Source organism: Ruegeria sp. H3 (assembly GCF_056533095.1).
Genome location: NZ_JBQFOD010000015.1, coordinates 35678 through 58697 on the forward strand (window position 1 = coordinate 35678; position 23020 = coordinate 58697).

Consider the following 23020-nt stretch of genomic DNA (forward strand, 5'->3'; position numbering starts at 1 on the left):
ATTTCAGCGCTTACTTCAAAGCTAGGTTTCGGAAACTGAATGCGAGACGCAACATTGTCCGGGCCTTATACTCTACCAATCCGGGAAACGTGTCGCGAAAAAGCTGGGGAGTGCGAGATCTTATGGGGCAATCTGTGAAAGCTGACACTCCGGTGCTCACTTTGAGCAGCTGATTTCTGCACAACCGCGGGGCGGCAATAAGCTCTAAGCTGAAGTAACCTTGGGCTGGAACCATTGACCTGCATCAGCGGTCAACTCAGGCGTTGCAAATTAATCGATCCAAGACCTGAAATTTTTGTTCAACAAAACTTATGAATCGGCTCGATGAAGGGGACATTATTCGATTGCAAAGCGTAACGCAGCCCAGGTGGCGGTCCGGGTCGCCGATTTTGATGGGAAGGGATGTCAGGGTGTTTTGGCGCTGCATCATGAAGACAACCGAGAACGGCAACACGGTCAAAGAGTCTGAGCCAGTCAAGACATTTGCGACCGCACTGAGAGACCCTCCGGTAAAGCTTATCTTGAGGTCGCGCATACCAATTCCATCCAAGGTATTTCTCAGGTCGCGGAAAAGTGGGCTGTTCGCGGGCGGCGCGATCCAAGGATAGTTGGTAATATCATCGAGTTTCACCTCTTTCTTGCGCGCCAAAGGGTGCCCTATGCGGCAAGCAATAACATTTCGCCCAGGAAGGATTTGGCGGAACTCGTACTCATCGGACACGTCGGCCGGACGAACAGGGAGAATTGCCACGTCCAATGTCTCATTGGAAATCTTCGACAACAGATCGGCGGGGTATCCATAGGATTGATCGATCCGGATGTTTGGGTGCTCGGCCTGAAATTCTGCAATCACGCTCGAGATGACGCCGTCCATGAAGATCGGCGTACCCGCCACCCGCACCGCGCCGGCAAGGCCTTGCCGATATTCGTCCACCAGACGGCTCGCATGACGACCGGCATCCACAATCCTCTGCCCCTCACGCGCCAATGAAAGACCAAGTTCGGTAGGTTGCAGAGGTCGCCGTGCGGGCACGAACAGGGGTTCTCCCACGCGATCTTCCAGCAAGGACACGCTGCGCGAGACACTGGGTTGAGATTTGCCAAGCAAAACAGCGCCTTCGGTCAATCCTCCGGCCTCAACAATGGCCGCGAGAATTTCGAGATGTCGTGGATCCAACTTCATAACGAAAAGTTATATTGATGATCGAAAATTCAATCAAGACCGTAGTCCACACCTGCTAGCGTCGCATCCAATCCGCAATTTCGCGCAGGACTGGAATCCGCCCAATGGCCCCGAACATCACCAGCATCAATGGCCAGAAAGTCCGGTTCGGCGCAGGTTTGCGCAACGACATCTGCGCGGAGTTGGCGGAGCTGGGATCGAATAAGGCGCTGATCCTATCGACGCCTCAGCAAGTCGATATGGCAATGGAGCTTGCGACAACCGTTGGGGATCGTGCTGCAGGCGTGTTCACTCGGGCAACAATGCACACTCCGGTCGGCGTGACCGAAGAAGCGGTTGAACACGCTTTGTCAGTCCATGCCGATAGCATTGTTTCTATCGGTGGAGGTTCGACGATTGGCTTAGGCAAGGCGATTGCCCTTCGGACCGGTTTGCCACAAATCGCCATCCCGACAACATATGCCGGCAGCGAGGCTACTCCGATCCTGGGCCAGACTGAGGATGGCATCAAAACTACCCTGACAGACCCGAAGGTTCTGCCGCAGGTCATTCTGTACGATCCCGAACTTGTGGCGTCATTGCCGCCTGCAATGACCGTAACAAGCGCCTTGAACGCAATGGCTCATGCAACTGAGGCGCTTTATGCCAAGGATCGCACGGATCAGACCACGGAATTGGCGACCGACGGCCTGAAGGCGTTTGCAGAAGGCCTGCCGACCGTTGTGGCAAACCCCGACGATCTGAAAGCCAGAGAAGAAACACAGCGCGGTGCTTGGGCCTGCGGCACGGTACTTGGTCTGGTCGGAATGGCCCTGCACCACAAGCTCTGCCATACGCTGGGTGGATCCTTCAATCTGCCGCACGCGGAAACCCACGCAGTCGTTCTGCCCCATGCCATTGCCTACAACGCGGCGGGTGTACCGGAGCTGCTGGCCCCGGTGTCAGATGTTCTCGGCGGTTCTGGACCCGGGCAAGCCCTTTGGGATTTTGCCAAAAACATGGGCGCCCCAATGGCTCTTAGAGACTTTGGCCTCTCGGAGACCGATCTGGATCGTGCCACCGAAATCGCACTTAGAAACCCGTATTGGAACCCGCAACCGGTCACTGCTGATGGGCTGCGGGCGCTTCTTCAAAGCGCGTGGGCGGGCAACGCCCCAAGCGTTTGACTTCACCGTGTCAAGGGAGGGACACATGATCACACGACGCAAATTGCTGCAATCCAGCGCTGCAACCGGCCTCGGCCTAGCCGCCGGCACGCTCGCTGCGCCCGCTATCGCTCAGGGCGCCAAGATCAAGCTGGGCTATGTCAGCCCGCAATCAGGTCCTCTGGCCGCGTTCTCTGAGGCCGACAAGTTTATTCTCGACAATTTCGCCGCGTCCGACGCCGGTGCGAATTTTGAAGTCATCGTCAAAGACAGCCAGTCTAACCCGAACCGTGCAGCAGACGTGGCGGGCGAGCTGATTGTGGACGATGAGATCGACCTGATGCTGGTCGCTTCGACGCCAGAAACGACCAACCCCGTTGCCTCCACCTGTGAGGCGGAGGAAATACCGTGTATTTCCACTGTTGCGCCATGGCAGCCGTGGTTCATCGGCCAGCAGGGCAACCCCGGCGATCCAGCAAGTTGGGAACCGTTCTACTACGCCTATCACTTCTTCTGGGGCCTTGAGGATGTGATCTCGGTCTTCACGGCGATGTGGGGCCAGTTGGAGACCAACAAGCAGGTCGGTGCTCTGTTCCCGAATGACGGTGATGGCAATGCCTGGGGCGATCCGAATGTAGGTTTCCCGCCGGTTCTATCCAAGTTGGGATATAGCCTGACAGATCCCGGACGGTACCAGAACCTGACCGACGATTTCTCGGCCCAGATCAATGCGTTCCGCCAGGCAAATGTCGAAATTGTAACCGGCGTTCCGATCCCACCTGACTTCACCACCTTCTGGAGCCAAGCCAAGCAGCAAGGCTTCACCCCTAAGGCGGCGAGCATCGGCAAAGCCATCCTATTCCCGCAGGCCGTCGAAGCTTTGGGCAACGCAGGCAACAACCTGAGTTCCGAAGTGTGGTGGTCACCGACGCATCCGTTCTCATCGTCGCTCACCGGTGCGAGCTCAGCGGAACTGGCTCAGGGTTACATGGCCGCCACCAGCCGCCAATGGACCCAGCCCATCGGCTTTGTGCACGCGCTGTTTGAAATGGCCGCCAACGTCATGGGACGTGTTGATGACGCAGGTGATGGCGATGCCGTAGCCGAGGCTATCGCAGCGACGCAGCTGGACTCGATCGTTGGCCGGATCGCCTTTGATGGAGCAGGCCTGCCACCCTTCGCCGCGCAGAACGTTGCGAAAACACCCTTGGTCGGAGGGCAGTGGAGGCTGCTCGACAATGGCAGCTATGACCTCGTGATCGTCGACAACTCTTCAGCACCCGAAATCCCGACCGCAGGTGTGATGGAAGAAATCTCCTGATCGCAATGAAACCAGCGTCCCGGACCCGGTCCGGGGCAGGAACACCGGTATGACCATTCTTTCTCTCAAAAACGTCTCGAAAAGCTTCGGCGCGCTCACCGTCACTGACGATGTCAGTTTTGATGTCGCGCAAGGGCAGGCCCTTGGGATCATTGGTCCGAATGGGGCGGGCAAGTCGACGCTGTTCAATCTGATAACAGGCAATCTGACCTCTGACGCGGGGTCGATCCATTTCGACGGGGCTGACGTGACGCGCGTGCCGCCCATGCAGCGCTGCTTGTCGGGTATTGGGCGCTCGTTCCAGATCCCTCAGCCGTTTGATCATCTGACGGTGTTCGAAAACCTGCTTGTGGCCGCGACCCATGGGCAGAGCAAATCGGAACATGAGGTCGAACAGGACTGCGCCCGCATTCTTGAGCAAACGGAATTGCTGGACGTGGCCAATGACACGGCCGGTGGATTGCGGCTGTTGCAACGCAAGCGGTTGGAGTTGGCCCGCGCTATGGCAACCAATCCAAAGCTGTTGCTGCTGGACGAGATCGCCGGAGGCCTGACCGACGCGGAATGCACCGCGCTGATTGACACGATCAAAGGGCTGCATAGCAGCGGCGTCACGATCATCTGGATCGAACACGTCCTGCATGCGCTCACCTCGGTCGTCGAACGGCTGCTGGTTCTGGATTTCGGCAAGGTCATCGGCCTCGGTGATCCGGATGAGATCATGAACAGCCGGGAAGTCAAAGAAATCTACCTGGGGATCGAAGTCTGATGAGCCTGCTAGAGACCCATTCACTGACCGCCCGTTACGGAGACTTCCAAGCCCTGTTCGGGGTGGATATCCGACTCGAGGAAGGCGAAGCCGTTGCCATCATCGGTGCAAACGGGGCCGGGAAATCTACCCTCATGCGCTCAATCTCGGGCGTTCTGACCAACGGAGCAGACCAAGTACGCTTTGATGGGCAACCCATTGGAGACCTGGCCGCCGACGAAATTATGGCGCGCGGAGTGGCCATGGTGCCCGAGGGGCGTCGGCTGTTTCCTTCCCTAAGCGTCGAGGAAAACTTGCTGATCGGCACCTATGGCCGCAAGGTATCGGGCCATTGGTCATTGCAGACAATCTACGACCTGTTCCCGATTCTAAAAGAGCGCCGCAACCACCCCGGCACAGCCCTGTCTGGCGGGCAACAGCAGATGGTGGCCATTGGCCGCGCCCTGATGAGCAACCCGCGCGTTCTGCTGTGCGATGAGATCAGCCTCGGGTTGGCACCTGTGGTCATCAAAGACATCTACGATGCCGTCCCCCGCATTCAGGAGGCCGGTGCCAGTCTGATCGTGGTGGAGCAGGACATTGGTCAAGCGATGAAAGTCGCGGATCGCGTCTACTGCATGATGGAGGGTCGCGTCACGCTGGAAGGTACCGCCGAGACGCTCAGCCGCGAGGCCATACACGACGCCTATTTCGGAGGAGCCGCCGCATGATCTGGATCGACACCATCATTCAGGGCGTTCTGTTGGGCGGGCTTTATGCGCTGTTCGCGGCAGGACTGAGCCTTGTGTTCGGGATCATGCGTTTGGTCAATCTGGCCCATGGCGATCTCATCGTCTTTGCCGCCTATCTGATCCTTCTGCTGGTCTCGCTGCTTGGTCTCTCTCCGTTTTTGGCAGCAATCATTGCCGCACCAATCATGTTTGGCGTCGGCTGGGCTTTGCAGAGACACGTGCTGAATCGCGTGCTGGGGCCTGATATCCTGCCGCCATTGCTTGTGACATTCGGTCTGTCGGTCGTCTTGCAGAATGCTCTGCTCGAAGGGTTCTCAGCCGATAGCCAACGTTTGCCTGCGGGTGAGATTGCAACGGCGTCCGTTCAAATGGGCGGTCTGAACCTCGGCGTACTGCCGCTGCTGACCTTTGCCTCAGCAATCCTTGTCATCATCGGTCTGAACCAGCTTTTCTATCGCACGGAATTAGGGCGGGCGTTCCGCGCGACCTCGGATGATGCGGTGACAGCGGGTCTGATGGGTATCCGGCCAGAACGCATCTTCGCCACTGCGACAGCCATTGCGATGCTCGTGGTGACTTTGGCGGCGCTTTATCTGGGAATGAGGGCGAACTTTGACCCCAATATCGGCCCCGCGCGCCTGATCTACGCTTTTGAGGCCGTGATCATTGGTGGCCTAGGCAGTCTGTGGGGCACTCTGATCGGAGGCGTCATCATCGGCGTCGCGCAGACTATCGGCGCAGCAATTAACCCCGAATGGCAAATCCTGGCTGGTCACCTGGCGTTTCTCATCGTGCTTCTGATCAAACCAAGAGGCCTGTTTCCAAGGGCGGTGGACTGATGGCTGATACTTCGATTTACCGCGTCCAAACTCAGACCCGCGCGTCCTACTGTGCCGGAGCCGTCTGTATCGCCCTGATCATCCTGTTCATCCTGCTGCCGACATTTGCCAGCCGAGGGTTGATTCAAGACCTGTTCTTCATCTTCACCATGCTGGTGCTGGCGCAATTCTGGAACTTGCTGGCGGGGTATGGTGGCCTTGTGTCCGTCGGCCAGCAAGCCTTCGTGGGCATGGGCGCCTACGCCATGTTCGGCGGTGTCATCCTTTGGGGTATGGACCCGGTTCCGGCGATCCTGCTGGGCGGCGTTGCAGCCCTGATTGTCGCCATACCCACGGCTTTCTTCGCCTTCCGGCTGCAAGGAGCTTACTTCGCCATCGGAACATGGGTCATCGCCGAGGTCATGCGCCTGCTGGTAGCCCAATGGAAAGTGCTCGGCGGCGGCACCGGCACCTCTTTGCCGCGCACAGCAACGCGCGAGATGTGGGCGACCGAGTGGATCCAAACCACGTTTGATGTTCGCGGTGCGGCGGCACGCGATATCCTGACCTACTGGCTGGCCTTGGCGCTGGTGATCGCAACGGTTGCAGGCATCTACTGGCTGCTCAGAACAAAGCGTGGGCTGGCACTGGCTGCGGTACGGGACAATGTCGAAGCAGCGAAATCCATCGGCGTCGATGCGGTGCGGATGAAGTGGTTGGTCTACCTCGTCTCAGCCGCCGGGACCGGGCTGACCGGCGCTCTGATTTACGTTCAAAAGCTTCGGATTTCACCCGATGCCGCATTCTCGGTCACCGACTGGACGGCTTATGTGATCTTCATTGTGGTGATCGGGGGCATCGGCACCATCGAAGGCCCAATCCTGGGCGTGCTGATCTTCTTCATCTTGCAAAGCCTGCTGGCCGACTACGGCTCCTGGTACCTCATGGTGCTTGGGCTGATCGGGATCGCCGTCATGCTCTTCGCACCGCGCGGCATCTGGGGGCTGATCTCTGAAAAAACCGGGCTTCAAATATTCCCCGTGCGCCGTCGTCTGGTGATTGGCGCGCAGTCGAACAAGGAGGATTGAACCATGAGAGCACTCGCATTTACGACCGCCGTCGCAGCATTAGGAACTGGCGCATTCGCTGGCAACTCCCTGCCGGGAATGACGGGTACAGACCATGTGGGATTTACAGTCCCGAGTGTCGATGAGGCTGTCACCTTCTTTCAGGACGTTATCGGCTGCAATGTGTTTTACCCGTTGGGCCCGTTCTCGGGCGGTGACAGCACCTGGATGGCGGACCATCTAAACGTGGACGCCAAGGCCGAGATCCCGACGATGCGACTGGTCCGCTGTGGCAACGGCGCCAATTTTGAAATCTTCGAATACACCGCGCCGGATCAGGATACGAAGCTGCCGCGTAACTCGGATATCGGCGGGCATCACATCGCGTTCTATACCACCGATATGGACGGTGCCGTCAGCTATTTGCAGGACAAGGGCATTAAGGTCCTGGGCAACCCGACAACCATGACCGAAGGCCCAAGCGCTGGGGAAACCTGGGTCTATTTCCTCGCCCCCTGGGGCATGCAGCTTGAACTGGTCAGCTACCCGGACGGCAAAGCCTATGAGGCCGAATATGACGGCCGCCTTTGGGACCCACGGTCCTGATAAATTCAAACAACAAGGGAGAGAGCTTATGGCCACCATCACAACGGATGTCCTGATCATCGGGACCGGCCCGGCGGGGTCCGCAACGGCGGCTTTGCTGTCGAGCTATGGCGTCGAGAACATGGTCATCAACCGCTATCGCTGGCTGGCCAACACGCCGCGCGCGCATATCACCAATCAGCGCACGATGGAGGTTTTGCGCGACCTTGGTCATGAGGTCGAGGCCGAAGCCTATATGCACGCCGCGCATCAGGATTTGATGGGTGAGAACGTGTTCTGCGAAAGCCTCGCCGGTGAGGAAATCGGACGGATGAAAAGCTGGGGCAATCATCCTCTATCCAAAGCCGAGCACCTGCTGTCCAGCCCGACCATGATGAACGACCTTCCGCAGACATTCATGGAGCCGATCCTGTTCGGCACCGCTTGTCGCCGTGGGACTCAAGCACGTATGAGCACCGAATACTTGCGACATGAGCAAGACGCAGATGGTGTGACGACGACGTGTTTGGATCGCTTGTCGGGCGAAGAAATCACGATCCGTTCAAAATACCTGGTCGGTGCGGATGGGGGCAATTCACTAGTTGCCGAACATGCCGGTCTGCCATTCGAAGGTCAGATGGGCGTCGGCGGGTCCATGAACATCCTGTTCCGGGCCGATCTCAGCAAGTACGTGGCGCATCGGCCATCGGTCCTCTATTGGGTGATGCAACCGGGTGCGAATGTCGGTGGCATTGGCATGGGTCTAGTCCGCATGGTCCGCCCTTGGAACGAATGGCTCATTGTCTGGGGCTATGACATAAACCAACCCGCCCCCGAAGTTGACGAGGCCATGGCCACGCAGGTGGCGCGCCAACTTGTTGGCGACCCCGAACTTGAGATCGAATTGATCAGCGCCAACACCTGGACCGTCAACAATATGTACGCGACCCATATGCAAAAGGACCGCGTGTTCATCATGGGCGACGCAGCGCACCGACACCCTCCGTCAAACGGGCTGGGTTCGAACACCTCGATTCAGGATAGCTTTAACCTCGCTTGGAAACTGGCGGCAGTCCTGAAAGGCCACGCCGGAGAGAACCTGCTGGACAGCTATAGCGAAGAGCGCGCGCCGGTAGCAAAGCAGATCGTCACACGAGCCAATCAATCCATCGGTGAATTCGGTCCTATCTTTGAATCTCTCGGAATGGCAGAAGGTGTCGACCCAGAGGTCATGCAAAGCAACCTTGAGGCACGCTCGGGATCAACGCCTGAAGCTGCGGCACAAAGGCAGGCCATTCGCGAGGCGATTGCCTTCAAGAAATATGAGTTCGATGCGCATGGCGTTGAAATGAACCAACGCTACGACTCCCGTGCGATTGAACCGGATGGTCAACCCAATCCCGGTTTTGATCAGGATGCTGAGCTGCATTACCAGCCCACGACTTGGCCCGGCGCGCGCATCCCACATGTTTGGGTGTTTGATCATGATACTGGGAACAAACATTCCACTCTGGATTTGTGCGGTCGCGGAGAATTCACCTTGCTGACCGGAATTGGTGGCGAGGCTTGGTTGACGGCGGCCGAGACCGTTTCTCGCGAACTGGGCATGCCCATTCGCTGTCACGTCATCGGTCCGCGCCAGACTTATGTTGACCACAACGGGGATTGGGCGCGCGCGTCGGAGATTTCGGATACGGGCTGTTTGTTGGTCCGTCCCGATCAACATGTGGCGTGGCGCTCAGCCGATATGGCTGCGGATGCCGAAGCCGAACTGCGTCGCGCGCTGACCATAGTCCTTTCGCGATGAGCCAATCTGGAGCAAACTTACACAAGTCAGGAGGCCAAAATGGACTCGCATGAGATGGGATACTTCACCGAGGAAAACTCGGCCGAGGTTGTCACTGCACGCAACAAAAACGCAGAAAGCGAACGGCTCAAGCAGGTGATGGAGGTCATCACGCGAAAACTCCATGAAGCCGTGAAGGAAATCGAACCAACGCAGCAGGAATGGTTCGAGGCAATCATGTTCCTGACCAAGGTTGGGCACATGTGCGATGACTGGCGGCAGGAGTACATTCTTCTGTCCGATGTCCTGGGCGTTTCGATGCTGGTGGATGCCGTGAACTCTCGCCGCCCAACCGGAGCCTCCGAGAACACTGTGCTGGGTCCCTTTCACGTGGGCGGCGCTCCGGAATACGAGATGGGGCACAACATTTGTCTCGACCAAAAGGGTGAGGACATGGTGGTGCGGGGTCGTGTCACCGATGTGGACGGCAACCCGTTGGAAGGCGTTAAGATTGATGTCTGGCAAGCCAATGATGACGGGTTTTACGACGTACAACAGAAAGGTATTCAGCCCGATTTCAACCTGCGCGGCGTGTTCACGACCGGTGCTGACGGGACGTATTGGTTCCGTGCGGTGCGGCCAAAGAACTATCCAATCCCGGATGACGGGCCGGTTGGCGATCTGTTGAAGCGTCTTGGTCGGCACCCGTACCGACCAGCGCACCTACACTACATCGTATCCAAAGAAGGGTATGACGACCTGACCACGCATATCTTTGATCCCGATGACGAGTATATCAATTCGGATTCGGTGTTTGGGGTCAAAGAAAGCCTGATCGCCGAATTCAACCGGGTCGATGATCCGGCGCGATCTGCGGAAGTTGGCTTTGAAGGTCCCTATTGGGATGTCGAATTCGACTTTGTCCTCGCACCGAAAGAGACCTGAAATGTCCGACCCCTGCATCATCTGCGTTGCAATAACCGGGTCCTTGCCAACCAAGGCCAACAATCCGGCTGTGCCCATAACAGTCGAAGAACAAGTCGAAAGTACACAGGCTGCTTTTGAGGCGGGCGCGTCCATCTGCCATGCCCATGTTCGAAACGATGATGAAACGCCTTCAAGCGACCCGGAAAAGTTCGCAAGGTTGAAAGAGGGGCTTGAGAAACACTGCCCTGGCATGATCATCCAGTTTTCGACAGGCGGGCGGTCGGGGGCGGGCAAGACGCGGGGCGGCATGTTGCCGTTGCGGCCGGATATGGCGTCGCTGTCGGTTGGATCGAACAACTTCCCCACGCGCGTCTACGAAAATCCACCCGATCTTGTCGACTGGCTCGCGGCTGAGATGGCCACTTATGACGTCAAGCCAGAGATTGAAGCCTTTGATCTGAGCCATATCTTGAAGGCGGCCGAGATGCACAAGAAAGGTCAAATCAAAGACACGCCGTATGTGCAATTTGTCATGGGTGTGAAAAACGCAATGCCTGCGGATCGCGAAGTCTTCGACTTCTACGTGAAGACAGTTGATCGACTGTTTCCCGGTGCGCCCTGGTGCGCCGCAGGCATTGGTGCGCAGCAGGAGGTTCTTAACCATTGGGCAATTTTGTCAGGTGGCCATGCGCGTACGGGTTTGGAAGACAACGTGCGACTGGATCGCAATACGCTTGCACCATCAAACGCGGCTCTTGTGACCCGGACAGCTGAAATCTGTGACCAATACAATCGGCCAGTTGCAACAGCGGCCCAGGCACGAAGTATTCTGGGCCTCTAGACCGGGTTTGCGCACCTTTGAAAACCCACAAACCCGGTCAAAAAATCAGGCCGAAGGCTCGGTTTTTCTACTAGGCAAGGTTTGCTCAAGTTTTGGCGTGATCGGGATATGCTCGGCGTCGTCACCCGGTGGCAGTTTGAAGGGGCCATTGGCCCAATCCGCCGCCTTCCAAGACTCTTTGGCGTCTTCAATCCTGTCTCGGGACGATGAGACGAAGTTCCACCAGATGTAACGCTCCTCGCTCAGGGTTGCCCCGCCCAATGCCATGAGACGCGCACCCTTTTCGCCAGCCCGAACGCTAATTTTATCACCGGGTCGAAAGACCATCATTTGCCCGGCTTCGAAGACGTCACCAGCAATCTCAACCGACCCTTCAGTGACATAGATCCCACGGTCTTCCTGATCGTCCGGCAATGGAAAATGCGCACCCGGCGAAAGAATGACATCGACGTAAAACGTCTCGGACTGCATCGTCACAGGGCTGGATTTGCCGTAGGCCGATCCGAGTATGAGCTTTGCTTGAACGCCCGTATCTTGAAGCTCCGGTAGCGCCGCGTTCTTATGGTGTTCAAAGTCTGGCGCCATGTCTTCGCGGTCTTTTGGCAACGCGATCCAGGTCTGAATACCAAATAACCTATTGCGCTTGGCCCGTGTTTTAGCACTGGTGCGTTCGGAATGCGTGACGCCCTTGCCTGCAACCATCCAGTTCACTTCACCTGGGTAGATCATTTGATGAGTGCCTAAGCTGTCGCGGTGCTCAAACTCGCCATCATACAAATAGGTTACCGTTCCAAGACCGATATGCGGATGTGGGCGAACATCTATGCCGCCTTCCGTGATGAACTCGGCCGGGCCCATCTGGTCGAAAAAGATGAACGGTCCGACCATCTGGCGTTCCGGCGCAGGCAATGCGCGTCGAGCTTCAAACCCACCGAGATCTCGGGCGCGCGGAATAATCAGAGTTTCAACACTTTCTGCCGAAGCATTTGGGCACTCAGGGTTATGCGTGGGGTTCCAACTCATGCATTGGGTCCTTTGTCTGTAGTTGGGTCTTGCCAAATGCGCCGCCGGTCAAAGGAAATGACCGGCAGCATCCTTAGGTACCTACGTTTCCAGCGCCGCGGTGACGCGATCCGGAGTAAACGGCATGTGGCGCAGGCGCTTGCCTTGCGCGGCATAGAACGCGTTGGCAATGGCCGCGGGCACCATCGGCGTGCCGACCTCGCCAACACCTACAGGCGGCGCATCAACCTCTGCGACGTAGATCTCAATTTCTGGCATCTGCGACGCGCGTGTGATCTCGTAGTCCCAGAAATTGCTCTGCACCACTTCACCGTTTTCGATGTCGATCTTTTCGGAAAGAGCCATCGAGATGCCGAACACGATACCACCTTCGATCTGATTGAGAGCGTTGTCCGGCGTGACAATCAGGCCCGCATCTATCGCGGCCCAGAAGTTGGTAATCTGGATCTCTCCACTGTCCGCGTCAACTTCAACTTCCGCCACACCTGCGGCCATGGAGGAGCTGTAGCCAGCGAAAGAAAGCCCTAGGTTTCGATCACCCCGATTTTGCCAATCCGACATCTCGGCCACCTTCTCAATCAGGTGTCGCCCACGCGGGTTTTCGGAAACAAGATCTAGCCGGAACTCCAATGGGTCCCGCCCGGCCTGTTCTGCCAGTTCATCCATAAAACACTCTGCCGCAAAGGCCGTGTAGGACGCACCAATACCGCGATAGGGGGCAAGGCGCGCGTGTCGGTCCATGATCAGGTGATCGGCGCGGAAATCCTTGATCCCATAGAATTTGCTCTCCGCACCCCGCATCGAGATCACATCGTTGGGGTTCACCGCATCCCAACGTACGGGATTGAAAAATCCGATCACGGTTGGTGTGGCGACCTTGTGATACCACCCGTCCAGTTTTCCGTCCGCTGTCAGGCCGGCCTCAAGCTTTTGGGCTGCAATCGGGCGGAAAGTCCCCTGCTTCACGTCGTCTTCACGCGGCCAGATCACTTTGACTGGGCGTCCAATAGCTTTCGAGCACAGCACCGCATCGCGCACATAGTTCTGCATCAGGGCTGTGCGTCGACCAAAGCCTCCGCCCATTGTCATCATGTTCAGTCGAACGTTTTCGACGGGGATACCCAAAACCTCGGACACAGTGCGCGCAGTCCAAGACTGAGTTTGCGTGCCCGCCCAAACCTCAGCACCTTGCCCGTCCGCATCGACAGCTGCGACAGCCGCCATCGGCTCAATCTGCGCGTGGTAGGCGTAGTCCGACAGATAAAGCTGCGAATACTGACGGTCAGCGTTGCCAATGGCGGAAGGGGCGTCGCCTTTCTCGGCCCAGGTTGCCCCCGACGCTTCGGGAGCGCTGACAGCGGCGGCGTATTCGGCCAGCGTCTCTTCGCTGTTTGAGGTCCGGAAGGGTGAGGTGGTGGACCATTCGACCTGAAGCAAACCCCGTGCGCCCAAGGCAGACCACAGGCTTTCCGCGACCACGGCAACACCGTCCGGTACCGTCACGATATCAATGACGCCCGGTACTTCGCGTGCGGCGTCGTCGTTGATGGAAAGCGGTACTTCGTCCTCGACTGGTGCACGTAGAACAGCCGCATAGGCCATATTGGGCAAATCCACATCGATCGCGTATTCAGCCTGACCTGTGCTTTTGGCCGGAACATCGCGACGCGGCAGATCTTGCCCGATGATCCGAAACGCGGACGGGTCTTTCAGCGGCACTGTTGCAACGTCTGGCACCTTCACATCTGTCAAACCGAGCGCCGCCAGTTCACCATAGCTGGCCTGTTGGCCATCGGGACCCAAAACAACACTTGGTTCGGTCCTAAGGCTGGCTTTGTCCACAGCCCATTCACGTGCTGCGATTTGCAACAAAACGTCGCGCGCCTGCGCGCCCGCCTTGCGCATCGGGTCAAAATAGAACTGCGTTCCGGTGCTGCCAGCCGTATATAGAACACCGCCAAACAGCTGATTTCCAAAGCGTCGATCATCAGCATTTAGCTGTTCGATCTCAACGTCGTCCCATGCTGCATCGAGTTCCTCAGCAAGGATTTGTGGCAGTGTGGAGTAGCTGCTTTGCCCCATTTCGGTCGAGGGGAAGACAACGCGGATGCTGCCATCGGCCCGGATCGTCAACCAATGATTGACATCCAGCGTGCCAATTGTGGCCTCAGCCCGGACGGATGATATGCCACCCGTACCGATGAAAAATGTCAGTCCAGCAGCGCCTTTAAGAAACCCTCGGCGGTTCACGGTCATGGTCATCTCAAACCTCCTTGGCTGCGCGTTCGATGGCTTTGAAAATTCGGTTATACGTGCCGCAGCGACAGAGGTTCGCGCTCATCTCATCGACAATTTCTTCGCGCGTCGGGGATGGATTGTCCGCCAGAAGTGCTGCCGCGCGCATGATCTGGCCCGACTGGCAATAGCCGCATTGTGCAACCTGCTCTTCGATCCAGGCCTTCTGAACAGTATGCGAGCCGTCTTCGGACAATCCTTCGATCGTCGTGACTTGCGCGCCCTCCACGTCGCTAACTGACATCTGACACGCGAAGCTCGCCACACCATCCACATGCACCGTGCAGGCTCCACACATGGCAGCACCGCACCCGTATTTCGTACCTTTGAGTTTGAGCGTATCTCGAAGGACCAGCAGCAACATTTCGTCAGGGGGGTTATCAACCTCTACGGGTCGGCCGTTCAATTCGAATTTGATCATTTGGAACAGTCCTTGTGATGCCTGATGTTGATGGGATCTTGTGGAGTGGATTTCGTCATGGCCTGACCATGGAGTGGTCTTGGTCGGCGTTGGTGACTGGGTGGACCATGGGCGTGACACGAACTTTCATTCCCGGTCGCAACGTTTGGTCGGGGTTTTCCAGATCTGCCCAGACACGTATCTTTCCGCTGTTTTCATCGAACCAGACCGCTGATCCAGTGAGCCGAATTGCCTCTGACAGAACCTGACCGATCTCCGTTTCAACATGGAACCAGCCAGATTTTGATAACTCCTCTGAGCGCGTGTTAGTCGTGTTCAGCCCTGAAACCCATTGGGCATAGGGAAGCTCGAACACAACGCGTAAGCGGTTCAGATTTACGAGTTGAAACAGGGGCGGGTCGCCGGAATTGAACTCAACCAGCGAACCCGGTCCAACACGCGGGTCTTCCACATGTCCCGAGATCGGCGCACGTATGAGGGTGTCTTCGTAGTTGGTTTGTGCGATCTCCAACTCGGTTTCCGCCAAGCTCCTTTCAGCCTCAGCCAAAGCTAGATTGGTTTCAGCGTCCAACAAAGCAACCTCTGTCGCCGCCCCGCGCGTCGAGAGTTGGGCTGCGCGTTCCAGCCTATCCCGGGCTTGAAGCAACAGAGCATTGGCCTTGGCCAGCTCTGCACTCGCAGCATCGACCGCCAGTCTTTCCAGATCGTTTCGTAGCTGCAGCACTGGTGTTCCCGCTTCGACATAATCACCTTGCTCAACCAGAACTTCTTCGACTATGCCCTCCGCCCGGCTATAGACGTCCGACCGCTCGACTGCTTCGATACGACCTTCAAACTCCGCACCACCCGCGGATGCCTGTTCAGGTGCATGGCCCCAGAACAGCGCCACAAGGACTGTGGTCGAAAGAAAGGGTCTTGTGATGACGAATGTCGATAGCATCTTAAACACTCTCATCATGGTGCGATCAGATGGCGAACGACCGGCCCGCTTTCGCGGGTATCGAAGGCTGCGACTCTCTGTTGAAGGTCCCGATCCTGATACGATACACGCTCATGCTGGGCCAGATGTTCTTCCCAAGATGAAACCATGAAGGCTTCGACCCATAGGTCAGGCTCTTCTGCACTTTGGAACACGCGCCAGTCATAGGCTCCGTCGCGCCAGCGCTCGCCTGACCACTCCTGAATTGCGGACAGGAACGCAGCTTCGTCCTCGGGTCGAATTCGATACTCAACTTCGATCATGACAGGACCGCGGGATGCCAAGCCGTCCTCTTCCAAGGCAACCTGTGGCGCAGGCCAATGCATTGAGGGCGACAGATCCAGATCTTCGCCCTGACCAAGCTGGAATTTGCGCGTCAGGATCAAGCCGGCGATCAGACCACCTGCTGCGATCAGCAAGGTGATCGACACAGATGTTGCCGTGGCCACCTGACCCCAGATTGCTGATCCAAACGCCATCGACCCGAAGAAAACCATCAGATTTACAGACAATCCTCGGGCCCTAACCCAATTGGGCAGCGCGGTCTGCGCCGACACATTGAACGTGGTGAGAACGGCAATCCAGCTAAAGCCACCTAACAGTGCGGCGATATAGGCTAGTGGAGGTGTTGTCGCCGTTGCAAGTATTGCCATGGCAACGGCCGTGCCGATGGTGCCGCCTGCAGCTGTCGTGCTTGCATCAAGCTTCGCTCGGAACTGCGGGAGGGTCAAAGCGCCCACAACAGCCCCAGCACCGATCAAAGTCAGCAACAAACCATACAGCGCCGCCCCGCCGCCTTCGATCGTCCGTACGACCAGCGGCAGCAAAGCCCAATAGGCAGAGGCAAAGATGAAGAAGGCAAAGGACCGGATCAACGTTGCCTTGAGTGGGCCGTTATGTGCGACGTGCCGCATGCCAGTCATCATCGCGTTGAACACGGGCTGAGATGTCTTCGATACACCGCCGTCATGCTTCCACAACAACAGAGCGCCAATGATCACGAGATAGCTGACCGCGTTGACCGCAAAAGGCGCCGCCAAACTGACCGATGCAATCAAAACGCCCGCCAAGGCAGGGCCGATCGCGCGGCTGATGTTGATGCCCATTGAATTCAACGCAATGGCTGGTTGCAACGCATCACGTGGCACCAAAGTTGGCACGATCGCTTGCCAGGCCGGAGCCATGAAGGCGGTGCCCGTTCCGATGGCCAGTGTGAACAGGATCAGCAGCGTCGGTGTTACCAGTTCAAGCTGAACCAGCACGGTGAGCACCGTCACCAGCACCAGAAGCACCACGTTCACCGTGATCAACAGCTTGCGTTTATCCAACCGATCCGCCAGCGTACCAGCGTATAAGGCGAAGATGAACACTGGCAGGGTAGTTGCCGCCTGCACGAGTGAGACAACTGCCGGAGATGAGTTGAGCGTCGTCATCAGCCACCCAGCGCCCACATCATGCATCCACGTGCCGACGTTGGAGATCAGGGTCGCGACCCAAAGAAGCGCAAACGCCCGATGTTTGAACGGGGCCCAAGCCGAGTTTGATGCCGCAGGTGCAGGTTTTGCGATGCTACCACTGGATGACATCTGCCAACTCCTCGCGGTTTCTTTCAGCGTAGGACCGTACAAACGGGCAAAGAGGCACAATGCGGAGACCCTTGTCGCGCGCGTCTGCCACAAGTTGCGCGACCAACGTCCGCGCCAAGCCGTGACCACGCAACTCTTCCGGGACAAAGGTGTGGTCCGCGATAACGAGGCTGGGCGTGACTTTTGACAGCGTCAGTTCCGCCTCGCTCACGATCCCGGACACCGAAGCGCCGTACCGTGCTTTTGTATCGCTTTCGCTGTAGGTGATTTTTAGTTTTTGGTCGTCCAACATGGGAAATCTCCTGAGGTCTTGCCGCTATTCAGCGGCAAGGCTGCCTTGGCTTTGCGTCATAGCACCGGGTGCACCGAAAATCGGAACGGGTGACCAATCTGGAAGCTCTGGCAGCGGGGCCGGCGCATGCGCCGCAAAACGGGCCTTGGCATGCACGATCTTGCCGCCTGTAAGTGTCAGGTCGGCCTCGATCTCGGTGATCTCATCCTCGGCGATCGAGAAATAATCCCGGTCGAGCACGGCGATATCCGCCCATTGCCCCGCCTTGATCTGACCTTTCTTGTCCGCTTCCCGGCTGAACCAAGCCCCGGCGGCGGTCCAGTGACGCAGCGCGTCGTGGCGATCCAAACGGTTCGCCGCACTCCAGATGACGTCTCCGCCACGACCCTTGCCAGAAACGGCCCAATGAATAGCCAACCACGGATTGTACGACGACACCCGCGTCGCATCCGTACCAGCAGCCAGAGGCACACCCGAGGCCATCATCTTCTTGACCGGCATGACCTCGCGAAGGGCGTCTTCACCGTAACGGTCGCGATAGGCTGTGGTTTGGAAAGCGATGCGGTTTTGATAGCTGATACCGCCGCCCAGGCGAGCAACCCATTCCATGGTTGACTCCGAGATCGTCTCACCGTGATCGAAAATCCAATTCAGCTCTTCCAGCCCTTTGTCACGCCCGACCTCTTCAATAAGGCTCAGCAACCGGTGGGCGCTTTCCTCGTAAGTACAATGGAAACGGATCGGCCAGCGGTTTTCGAACAGAAACTCGAGTACCGGCCTGAGGTCCCCTTCCATCCGCTTGGGCAGATCGGGGCGCGGGTAGCTGAAATCTTCGAAATCATAAGCTGAGGCAACCAGCATCTCGCCCGCGCCCACACATTTCAGGTAGTCGTTGCCTTCGTCTGGCTTGACGATGTCATTCCAGCGTTTGAAATCGTCCAGCTCAAACATCGGACGCTGCGCAAAAAGCTGATAGCCGATGCGCACGGTTTGCTCGCCGCGTTTGTTCAACTCGGTGATGACGCCGTAATCATCTGGATAGTTCAGGAACCCACCCGCGCAATCCAAAGCCGAGGTCAGTCCAAGACCATTCAGCGCCTTGAAATAGTGCTTGGTCGAGGTGACCTGCTGTTCGAAGTCCAGCTTCGGCGCCATGTCCAACAATGCGTAAAGCGGTTGCGCATTCGGGCGCGCCATCGCAAGACCTGTCGGGTTGCCTTGGTTGTCCCGCTCGAGACGGCCCGAGACAAAGGGTTCGTAGAAATGTTTGTCGATGCCGATTGCACGCAGGGCGGCTTTGTTCAGCCACGCCCGATCATAAAGATGCAACACGTAGACAGGCACATCCGGTGCGACCGTATTGATCTCATCAATTGTCGGCAGGCGCTTTTCGGCGAATTGATCGACGGACCAACCGCCAACCACGCGGATCCATTGCCCGGCAGGCGTACGCTCTGCCTGAGCCTTCAGCATACGCAGTCCGTCAGCAAGCGACGGAACGTGGTCCCAACGCAGCTCCATAGCGAAATTGTTGCCTTGTCGGATGATGTGCGTATGGCTGTCGATCAAACCGGGAACTACACGCTGACCGCCCAGATCAATGGTCTCGGTTTCGGGGCCCGCAAGCCCAAGCATGTCCTTGTCCGTTCCAACGGCGGTGATCTGATCCCTTGAAATCGCCACGGCCGTTGCTTCGGGCCTGTCGGGATCCATTGTCGTGATCTTGCCGTTGAAGAGTATCTTGTCTGGGGCGGCCATGGTGCAGATCCTTTGGCAAAGCGGGAGTGGTCTGCGCCCACCGGAGGGGCACAGATTGAGGGAGGTTTGGAAAGTCTCCCGCTCGGTTTCATGGGGAGGGATGAAGGGACCGAGCGGGCGTGGCGCGGCAGATTATTCTGCAGCGATACCTGCTTCCGAGGCGTGCTCACCTAAAGCCCACTTCGAGAAGCGAACCTGGATACCGTATGGCGTATGCGTTTTCAGGATATCCATGACGCCATCGTAGGTTTCGCCGCGTGCCCAGTCTTGCTGAAGCTCGAAGACGAACTGTAGCGCGTTCATCGGAACCGCCCCCGCCTGAACCAGACGATCCATTGCGCGCTCGTGGGCCTCGGGCGTGACGTCGCCGCACGCATCCGCCGGGATATAGACTTCATAGCCTTCACGCAGCAGGTCGAGCGTCGGGAACATGACACAGGCCTCAGTCCACAGACCTGCCAGCACGATCTTTTTGCGACCAGTTGCAGCAACTGCCTTGCGGAAATTCTCATCAACCCAAGAGTTGATCGATGTCCGGTCAATCACTTCCTGATCCGGATACAGATCGGTCACTTCAGGCATGAACGGGCCCGAGAAGCTGTCTTTCGCGACGGTTGAGATCACGGTCGGCAAACCAAACAGTTTCGCGCCTTTGGCAAGAATCTGAACGTTGTGCATCACCGACAGGCGATCATGGCTTTCGACGCCCTGGAACATCGCGGGCTGAAAGTCGATCAGCACAAGGGCCGCGTTCTCAGGTGTGATCATTTCGTGTTTCGACATTTGACTTCTCCGTTGTTGAGTTTGGATGGGGTTAAAGGGTATTGGGTTTGGTTGGTTGGCTCGTCTCTTCCGCCTGCGTCACGGCGAAGGATTTCAGATGCAGGGCCTGTGACACAGCGTCGGAATGACCCCGGATCCATTGCACAGCGGCTTCTCCGGCGAGCATGCCCAAGAGGCCCAAAAGCGCGATGATTGGTGGGGCGGGACTGCGGACTGCGATCAGGCCATAGATGACCCCAATCCCGAGGCCCGCTGCGAGCGATATGAGATATGGTTGCCAAGTCACGTCGGGTCTCCTTGCAATTCTGTTTCGATTGATCGGGTTTTGGGTTCTTTCATTGCCGAGGGGGTTGGCATTTCGAAAACCAGCGCGGCCCCGTCGGTGTGCCACCGCAAAGTGACCTGTTCGGATCGCGGAACCTGTAGTCCGTCACCCGCGCTCAGACGTTCGTGCTCGGCATAGGCAAGGCCATCCAGCAGATGAACGAAGCGATTACTTTCGCCATTTGCAGAAAGTACAAGTTCTTGTCCTTCGGTGAACCGACGAAGCGCCAGTCGCGTCCTTGATCTCAACGGGATCAAAGGGTGCAATGAGGCGGGTCCAGCGAGCAGGACATCCCCTTCGTTCGAAACCGAGGCTTGTGTGTATGCAGGCTGACCACCTACCTGATCCGGGATCAGCCAGATTTGCAGGAATTGTGTGGGCTCCGACGTGGAGCCGTTGTATTCGGAATGACGCACGCCAGTGCCTGCAGACATTCCCTGCACTTCGCCTGCGCTAATACTGGCGACATTGCCCTGATCATCCTCGTGGCGCAGCTGCCCATCCAGAACCAGTGTAATGATATCCATATCCGCATGGTCATGCGCAGCAAAACCACCACCTGGGATCAGGCTGTCTTCGTTGATCACGCGCAGATTGGCGAACCCCATGCGCGACGGGTCTTGGAACTGGCCGAACGAAAACGTGTGATAGCTATCCAACCATCCGTTTTGCGTGCGTCCCCGCGATGCTTTTTCGTGAATCTTGATCATTTTACTCAGTTCCAAGTTCTGTTGTTCTTCGATGTGGGGCGTAGTTTGAACTCGACAAAGCAGAAGTTCTGCGGGTATGCATTAGTTGGGCTAAACTGTTTTTCTGAAGTGCCATGCCGCTGTCCCGATTGCCTTCCTTGCTAAGTCTGCGTGCCTTTGAGGCCGCGGCGCGGCGCGGCTCGATCAAGGAAGCGGCCTATGAGCTTTCGGTGACGCCGGGTGCGGTTAGCCAACAGATCAAGGCGCTGGAGGCCGACCTTGGGGTGGCTTTGTTTGTGCGAAAGACTCGCGCAATCCATCTGACACCCGAAGGGCAGCGCTTGCAGCCAACGATCAGCGAAGCGTTCTTGCAGATCCGTCAGGTGGTCGATGAGGTCCGACCCAAGAAGACCCCCAAGCTGCGCATCAGTTCTGGCAATGCCTTGATCAGCAAGTGGCTTTTGCCCAGGCTGCACAAGTTCACCAAGAACCACCCCGACGTTCAGGTCCACATTGAGTCTGAAAACCCTTCGGACCACAAAACCCATGCGACCGCCGATATCGAAATTCGATACACTAGCGAGCCGCCTGACGACCGTTATACGGAGTTGCTTCACCGCGAGTTGATGCTGGTGGTCGCCAGCCCTGGTGTGCTGGATACGTTCGACATAAAGTCCCCTGACGACATCAAGGCCGCGCATGTTCTTTATGATACAACGCCGATGCTGGATGGGTCGGTTCCCAGTTGGATTCTTTGGAGCCAACACGCCGGGCGTCCGAATGCGGTTGATCCTTCGAAAGCCATGCGGTTCGAAAGACCTCCGGGTGGCCAGATTGTGGACGCGGCGATCGCAGGTGCGGGTGTCGCGCTCTGCGGGTCGCTGCTGGTGTATTCCGCACTTTCGGACGGACGGCTTGTTTGCCCGTTCGGTCCGGTGGTGGAAACCGGGTTCAGCTATTTCATATGTTGCCACCCGGGCCGGGAACGTGAAGAGCATGTTCATGAGTTCATGTCCTGGGCGCGCAAAGAAGCCGCCGTCCTGTCTACGTTGAATGCAATGCGTGAACCTTCACCCGGTGCCGGCATCCCCGTTGAAGTGGGAGGCTAGCGCCGTCAGTTCAGAGTTTCGCAGCTCGTGCCCGCCATCATGGACGTCCGAAGTGACATCGGCACCATGTTCAGAAAGCCAACTGATCAGGCGTTCCGACATCGGCCATGGCGTGATTGGGTCGCGTCGTCCGGCGGTCACCAGAACCTTTCGCCCCACCAGCTTAGGATTTGCGTTCGGTTCCCACGTGACCATCGGATGCAAAAGGCCGACCCGCTCGAACAGGTCCGGGCGTTTTAGAAAGACCGCCGCCAGGATGTTCGCCCCGTTCGAATAGCCGAAGCCATAAACCGGATGACCGGGATGCGATGCGCGATGGGCTTCGATGAACGCAATCATCTTGTCCGTCGCACGGGCAAGGTCCTCCATGTCATATACGCCCTCGGCAGTGCGGCGGAAGAACCGCGCGGCCCCCATTTCAGAGACATCGCCGCGCGGTGACACGATCCCGGCGCCAACGACAAGAGTGCCGGCAAGTTCAACAAGCTGATGCTCATCCCCTCCGGTGCCATGAAAGGCAAAAACCAGCGGACGGGCGGGTTGCGGCGCATGCACAAGCGCCTGATAGAGATCTTTGGACATTTCAA

23 protein-coding genes are annotated in these 23020 nt (G+C 57.5%); 11 read left to right on the forward strand and 12 right to left on the reverse strand.

The annotated features are described in order from the left end of the window. Positions 1–256: 256 nt before the first annotated feature. Positions 257–1183: a LysR family transcriptional regulator gene (locus ACR0JE_RS16210; protein ID WP_480864909.1), complete on the reverse strand. Its 927-nt coding sequence runs from the start codon at positions 1181–1183 to the stop codon at positions 257–259. Between the two features lie 104 nt (positions 1184–1287). On the opposite strand from ACR0JE_RS16210, the gene ACR0JE_RS16215 reads away from it, so the two are divergent. Genes ACR0JE_RS16215 through ACR0JE_RS16260 form a run of 10 tightly spaced genes read left to right on the forward strand, consistent with a single transcriptional unit; the run spans position 1288 to position 11173 of the window. After that, positions 1288–2349, forward strand: a complete 1062-nt coding sequence (locus ACR0JE_RS16215; RefSeq protein WP_480864910.1) for a maleylacetate reductase — start codon at positions 1288–1290, stop codon at positions 2347–2349. 25 nt (positions 2350–2374) lie between these two features. Then, complete coding sequence (locus ACR0JE_RS16220; protein ID WP_480543866.1) at positions 2375–3649, forward strand: ABC transporter substrate-binding protein; 1275 nt, start codon at positions 2375–2377, stop codon at positions 3647–3649. A 49-nt stretch (positions 3650–3698) separates the two neighbouring features. Further along, complete coding sequence (locus ACR0JE_RS16225; RefSeq protein WP_480548181.1) at positions 3699–4418, forward strand: ABC transporter ATP-binding protein; 720 nt, start codon at positions 3699–3701, stop codon at positions 4416–4418. Next, positions 4418–5128, forward strand: coding sequence for an ABC transporter ATP-binding protein (locus ACR0JE_RS16230; RefSeq protein ID WP_480864911.1), 711 nt, complete (start codon positions 4418–4420; stop codon positions 5126–5128). Before ACR0JE_RS16225 ends, ACR0JE_RS16230 begins: the two co-directional genes overlap by 1 nt. After that, complete coding sequence (locus ACR0JE_RS16235; RefSeq protein ID WP_480543869.1) at positions 5125–5988, forward strand: branched-chain amino acid ABC transporter permease; 864 nt, start codon at positions 5125–5127, stop codon at positions 5986–5988. The genes ACR0JE_RS16230 and ACR0JE_RS16235 overlap by 4 nt, the downstream gene beginning before the upstream one ends. Further along, positions 5988–7055 carry a branched-chain amino acid ABC transporter permease gene (locus ACR0JE_RS16240; RefSeq protein ID WP_480548175.1) on the forward strand — a complete coding sequence of 356 codons (1068 nt, stop codon included), beginning with the start codon at positions 5988–5990 and terminating at the stop codon, positions 7053–7055. Before ACR0JE_RS16235 ends, ACR0JE_RS16240 begins: the two co-directional genes overlap by 1 nt. Positions 7056–7058: 3 nt before the next feature. Further along, positions 7059–7640: a VOC family protein gene (locus ACR0JE_RS16245; protein ID WP_480543871.1), complete on the forward strand. Its 582-nt coding sequence runs from the start codon at positions 7059–7061 to the stop codon at positions 7638–7640. Positions 7641–7668: 28 nt separating this feature from the next. After that, entirely contained in the window at positions 7669–9426 is a 1758-nt protein-coding gene (locus tag ACR0JE_RS16250) for an FAD-dependent oxidoreductase (RefSeq protein ID WP_480864912.1), read from the forward strand. Between the two features lie 39 nt (positions 9427–9465). Beyond that, positions 9466–10350 (forward strand): intradiol ring-cleavage dioxygenase, encoded by an 885-nt coding sequence (locus ACR0JE_RS16255; RefSeq protein ID WP_480864913.1) that lies wholly within the window; start codon positions 9466–9468, stop codon positions 10348–10350. Between the two features lies 1 nt (position 10351). Further along, positions 10352–11173 (forward strand): 3-oxoadipate:acetyl-CoA acetyltransferase, encoded by an 822-nt coding sequence (locus ACR0JE_RS16260; RefSeq protein WP_480864914.1) that lies wholly within the window; start codon positions 10352–10354, stop codon positions 11171–11173. A gap of 45 nt (positions 11174–11218) precedes the next feature. Here ACR0JE_RS16260 and ACR0JE_RS16265 read toward each other — a convergent pair whose 3' ends face one another. The 10 genes from ACR0JE_RS16265 to ACR0JE_RS16310 all read right to left on the reverse strand — a co-directional run bounded on the left by ACR0JE_RS16265 (position 11219) and on the right by ACR0JE_RS16310 (position 21345). Next, complete coding sequence (locus ACR0JE_RS16265; RefSeq protein WP_480864915.1) at positions 11219–12196, reverse strand: pirin family protein; 978 nt, start codon at positions 12194–12196, stop codon at positions 11219–11221. Between the two features lie 81 nt (positions 12197–12277). Next, positions 12278–14458 (reverse strand): xanthine dehydrogenase family protein molybdopterin-binding subunit, encoded by a 2181-nt coding sequence (locus ACR0JE_RS16270; protein ID WP_480864916.1) that lies wholly within the window; start codon positions 14456–14458, stop codon positions 12278–12280. A 1-nt stretch (position 14459) separates the two neighbouring features. Beyond that, positions 14460–14912 (reverse strand): (2Fe-2S)-binding protein, encoded by a 453-nt coding sequence (locus ACR0JE_RS16275; protein WP_480864917.1) that lies wholly within the window; start codon positions 14910–14912, stop codon positions 14460–14462. A gap of 55 nt (positions 14913–14967) precedes the next feature. Continuing rightward, the gene (locus tag ACR0JE_RS16280; RefSeq protein WP_480864918.1) at positions 14968–15852 is read right to left on the reverse strand and encodes an efflux RND transporter periplasmic adaptor subunit; all 885 of its coding nucleotides are present in this window, start codon (positions 15850–15852) and stop codon (positions 14968–14970) included. Between the two features lie 14 nt (positions 15853–15866). Next, complete coding sequence (locus ACR0JE_RS16285; RefSeq protein ID WP_480864919.1) at positions 15867–17477, reverse strand: MFS transporter; 1611 nt, start codon at positions 17475–17477, stop codon at positions 15867–15869. Beyond that, entirely contained in the window at positions 17461–17769 is a 309-nt protein-coding gene (locus ACR0JE_RS16290; RefSeq protein ID WP_480540338.1) for a GNAT family N-acetyltransferase, read from the reverse strand. Before ACR0JE_RS16290 ends, ACR0JE_RS16285 begins: the two co-directional genes overlap by 17 nt. 24 nt (positions 17770–17793) lie before the next feature. After that, complete coding sequence (locus tag ACR0JE_RS16295) at positions 17794–19527, reverse strand: amidohydrolase (RefSeq protein ID WP_480864920.1); 1734 nt, start codon at positions 19525–19527, stop codon at positions 17794–17796. 132 nt (positions 19528–19659) lie between these two features. Next, positions 19660–20310: a hydrolase gene (locus tag ACR0JE_RS16300; RefSeq protein WP_475220598.1), complete on the reverse strand. Its 651-nt coding sequence runs from the start codon at positions 20308–20310 to the stop codon at positions 19660–19662. Positions 20311–20341: 31 nt separating this feature from the next. Further along, positions 20342–20596: a DUF1427 family protein gene (locus ACR0JE_RS16305; protein WP_480540342.1), complete on the reverse strand. Its 255-nt coding sequence runs from the start codon at positions 20594–20596 to the stop codon at positions 20342–20344. Further along, positions 20593–21345, reverse strand: a complete 753-nt coding sequence (locus ACR0JE_RS16310) for a pirin family protein (protein ID WP_480864921.1) — start codon at positions 21343–21345, stop codon at positions 20593–20595. The genes ACR0JE_RS16305 and ACR0JE_RS16310 overlap by 4 nt, the downstream gene beginning before the upstream one ends. A gap of 113 nt (positions 21346–21458) precedes the next feature. Between ACR0JE_RS16310 and ACR0JE_RS16315 the strand changes: the two genes are divergently transcribed. Continuing rightward, entirely contained in the window at positions 21459–22433 is a 975-nt protein-coding gene (locus ACR0JE_RS16315; protein WP_480864922.1) for a LysR family transcriptional regulator, read from the forward strand. Here ACR0JE_RS16315 and ACR0JE_RS16320 read toward each other — a convergent pair. Beyond that, entirely contained in the window at positions 22395–23015 is a 621-nt protein-coding gene (locus ACR0JE_RS16320; protein ID WP_480864923.1) for an alpha/beta hydrolase, read from the reverse strand. The genes ACR0JE_RS16315 and ACR0JE_RS16320 overlap by 39 nt on opposite strands. Positions 23016–23020: the final 5 nt, after the last annotated feature.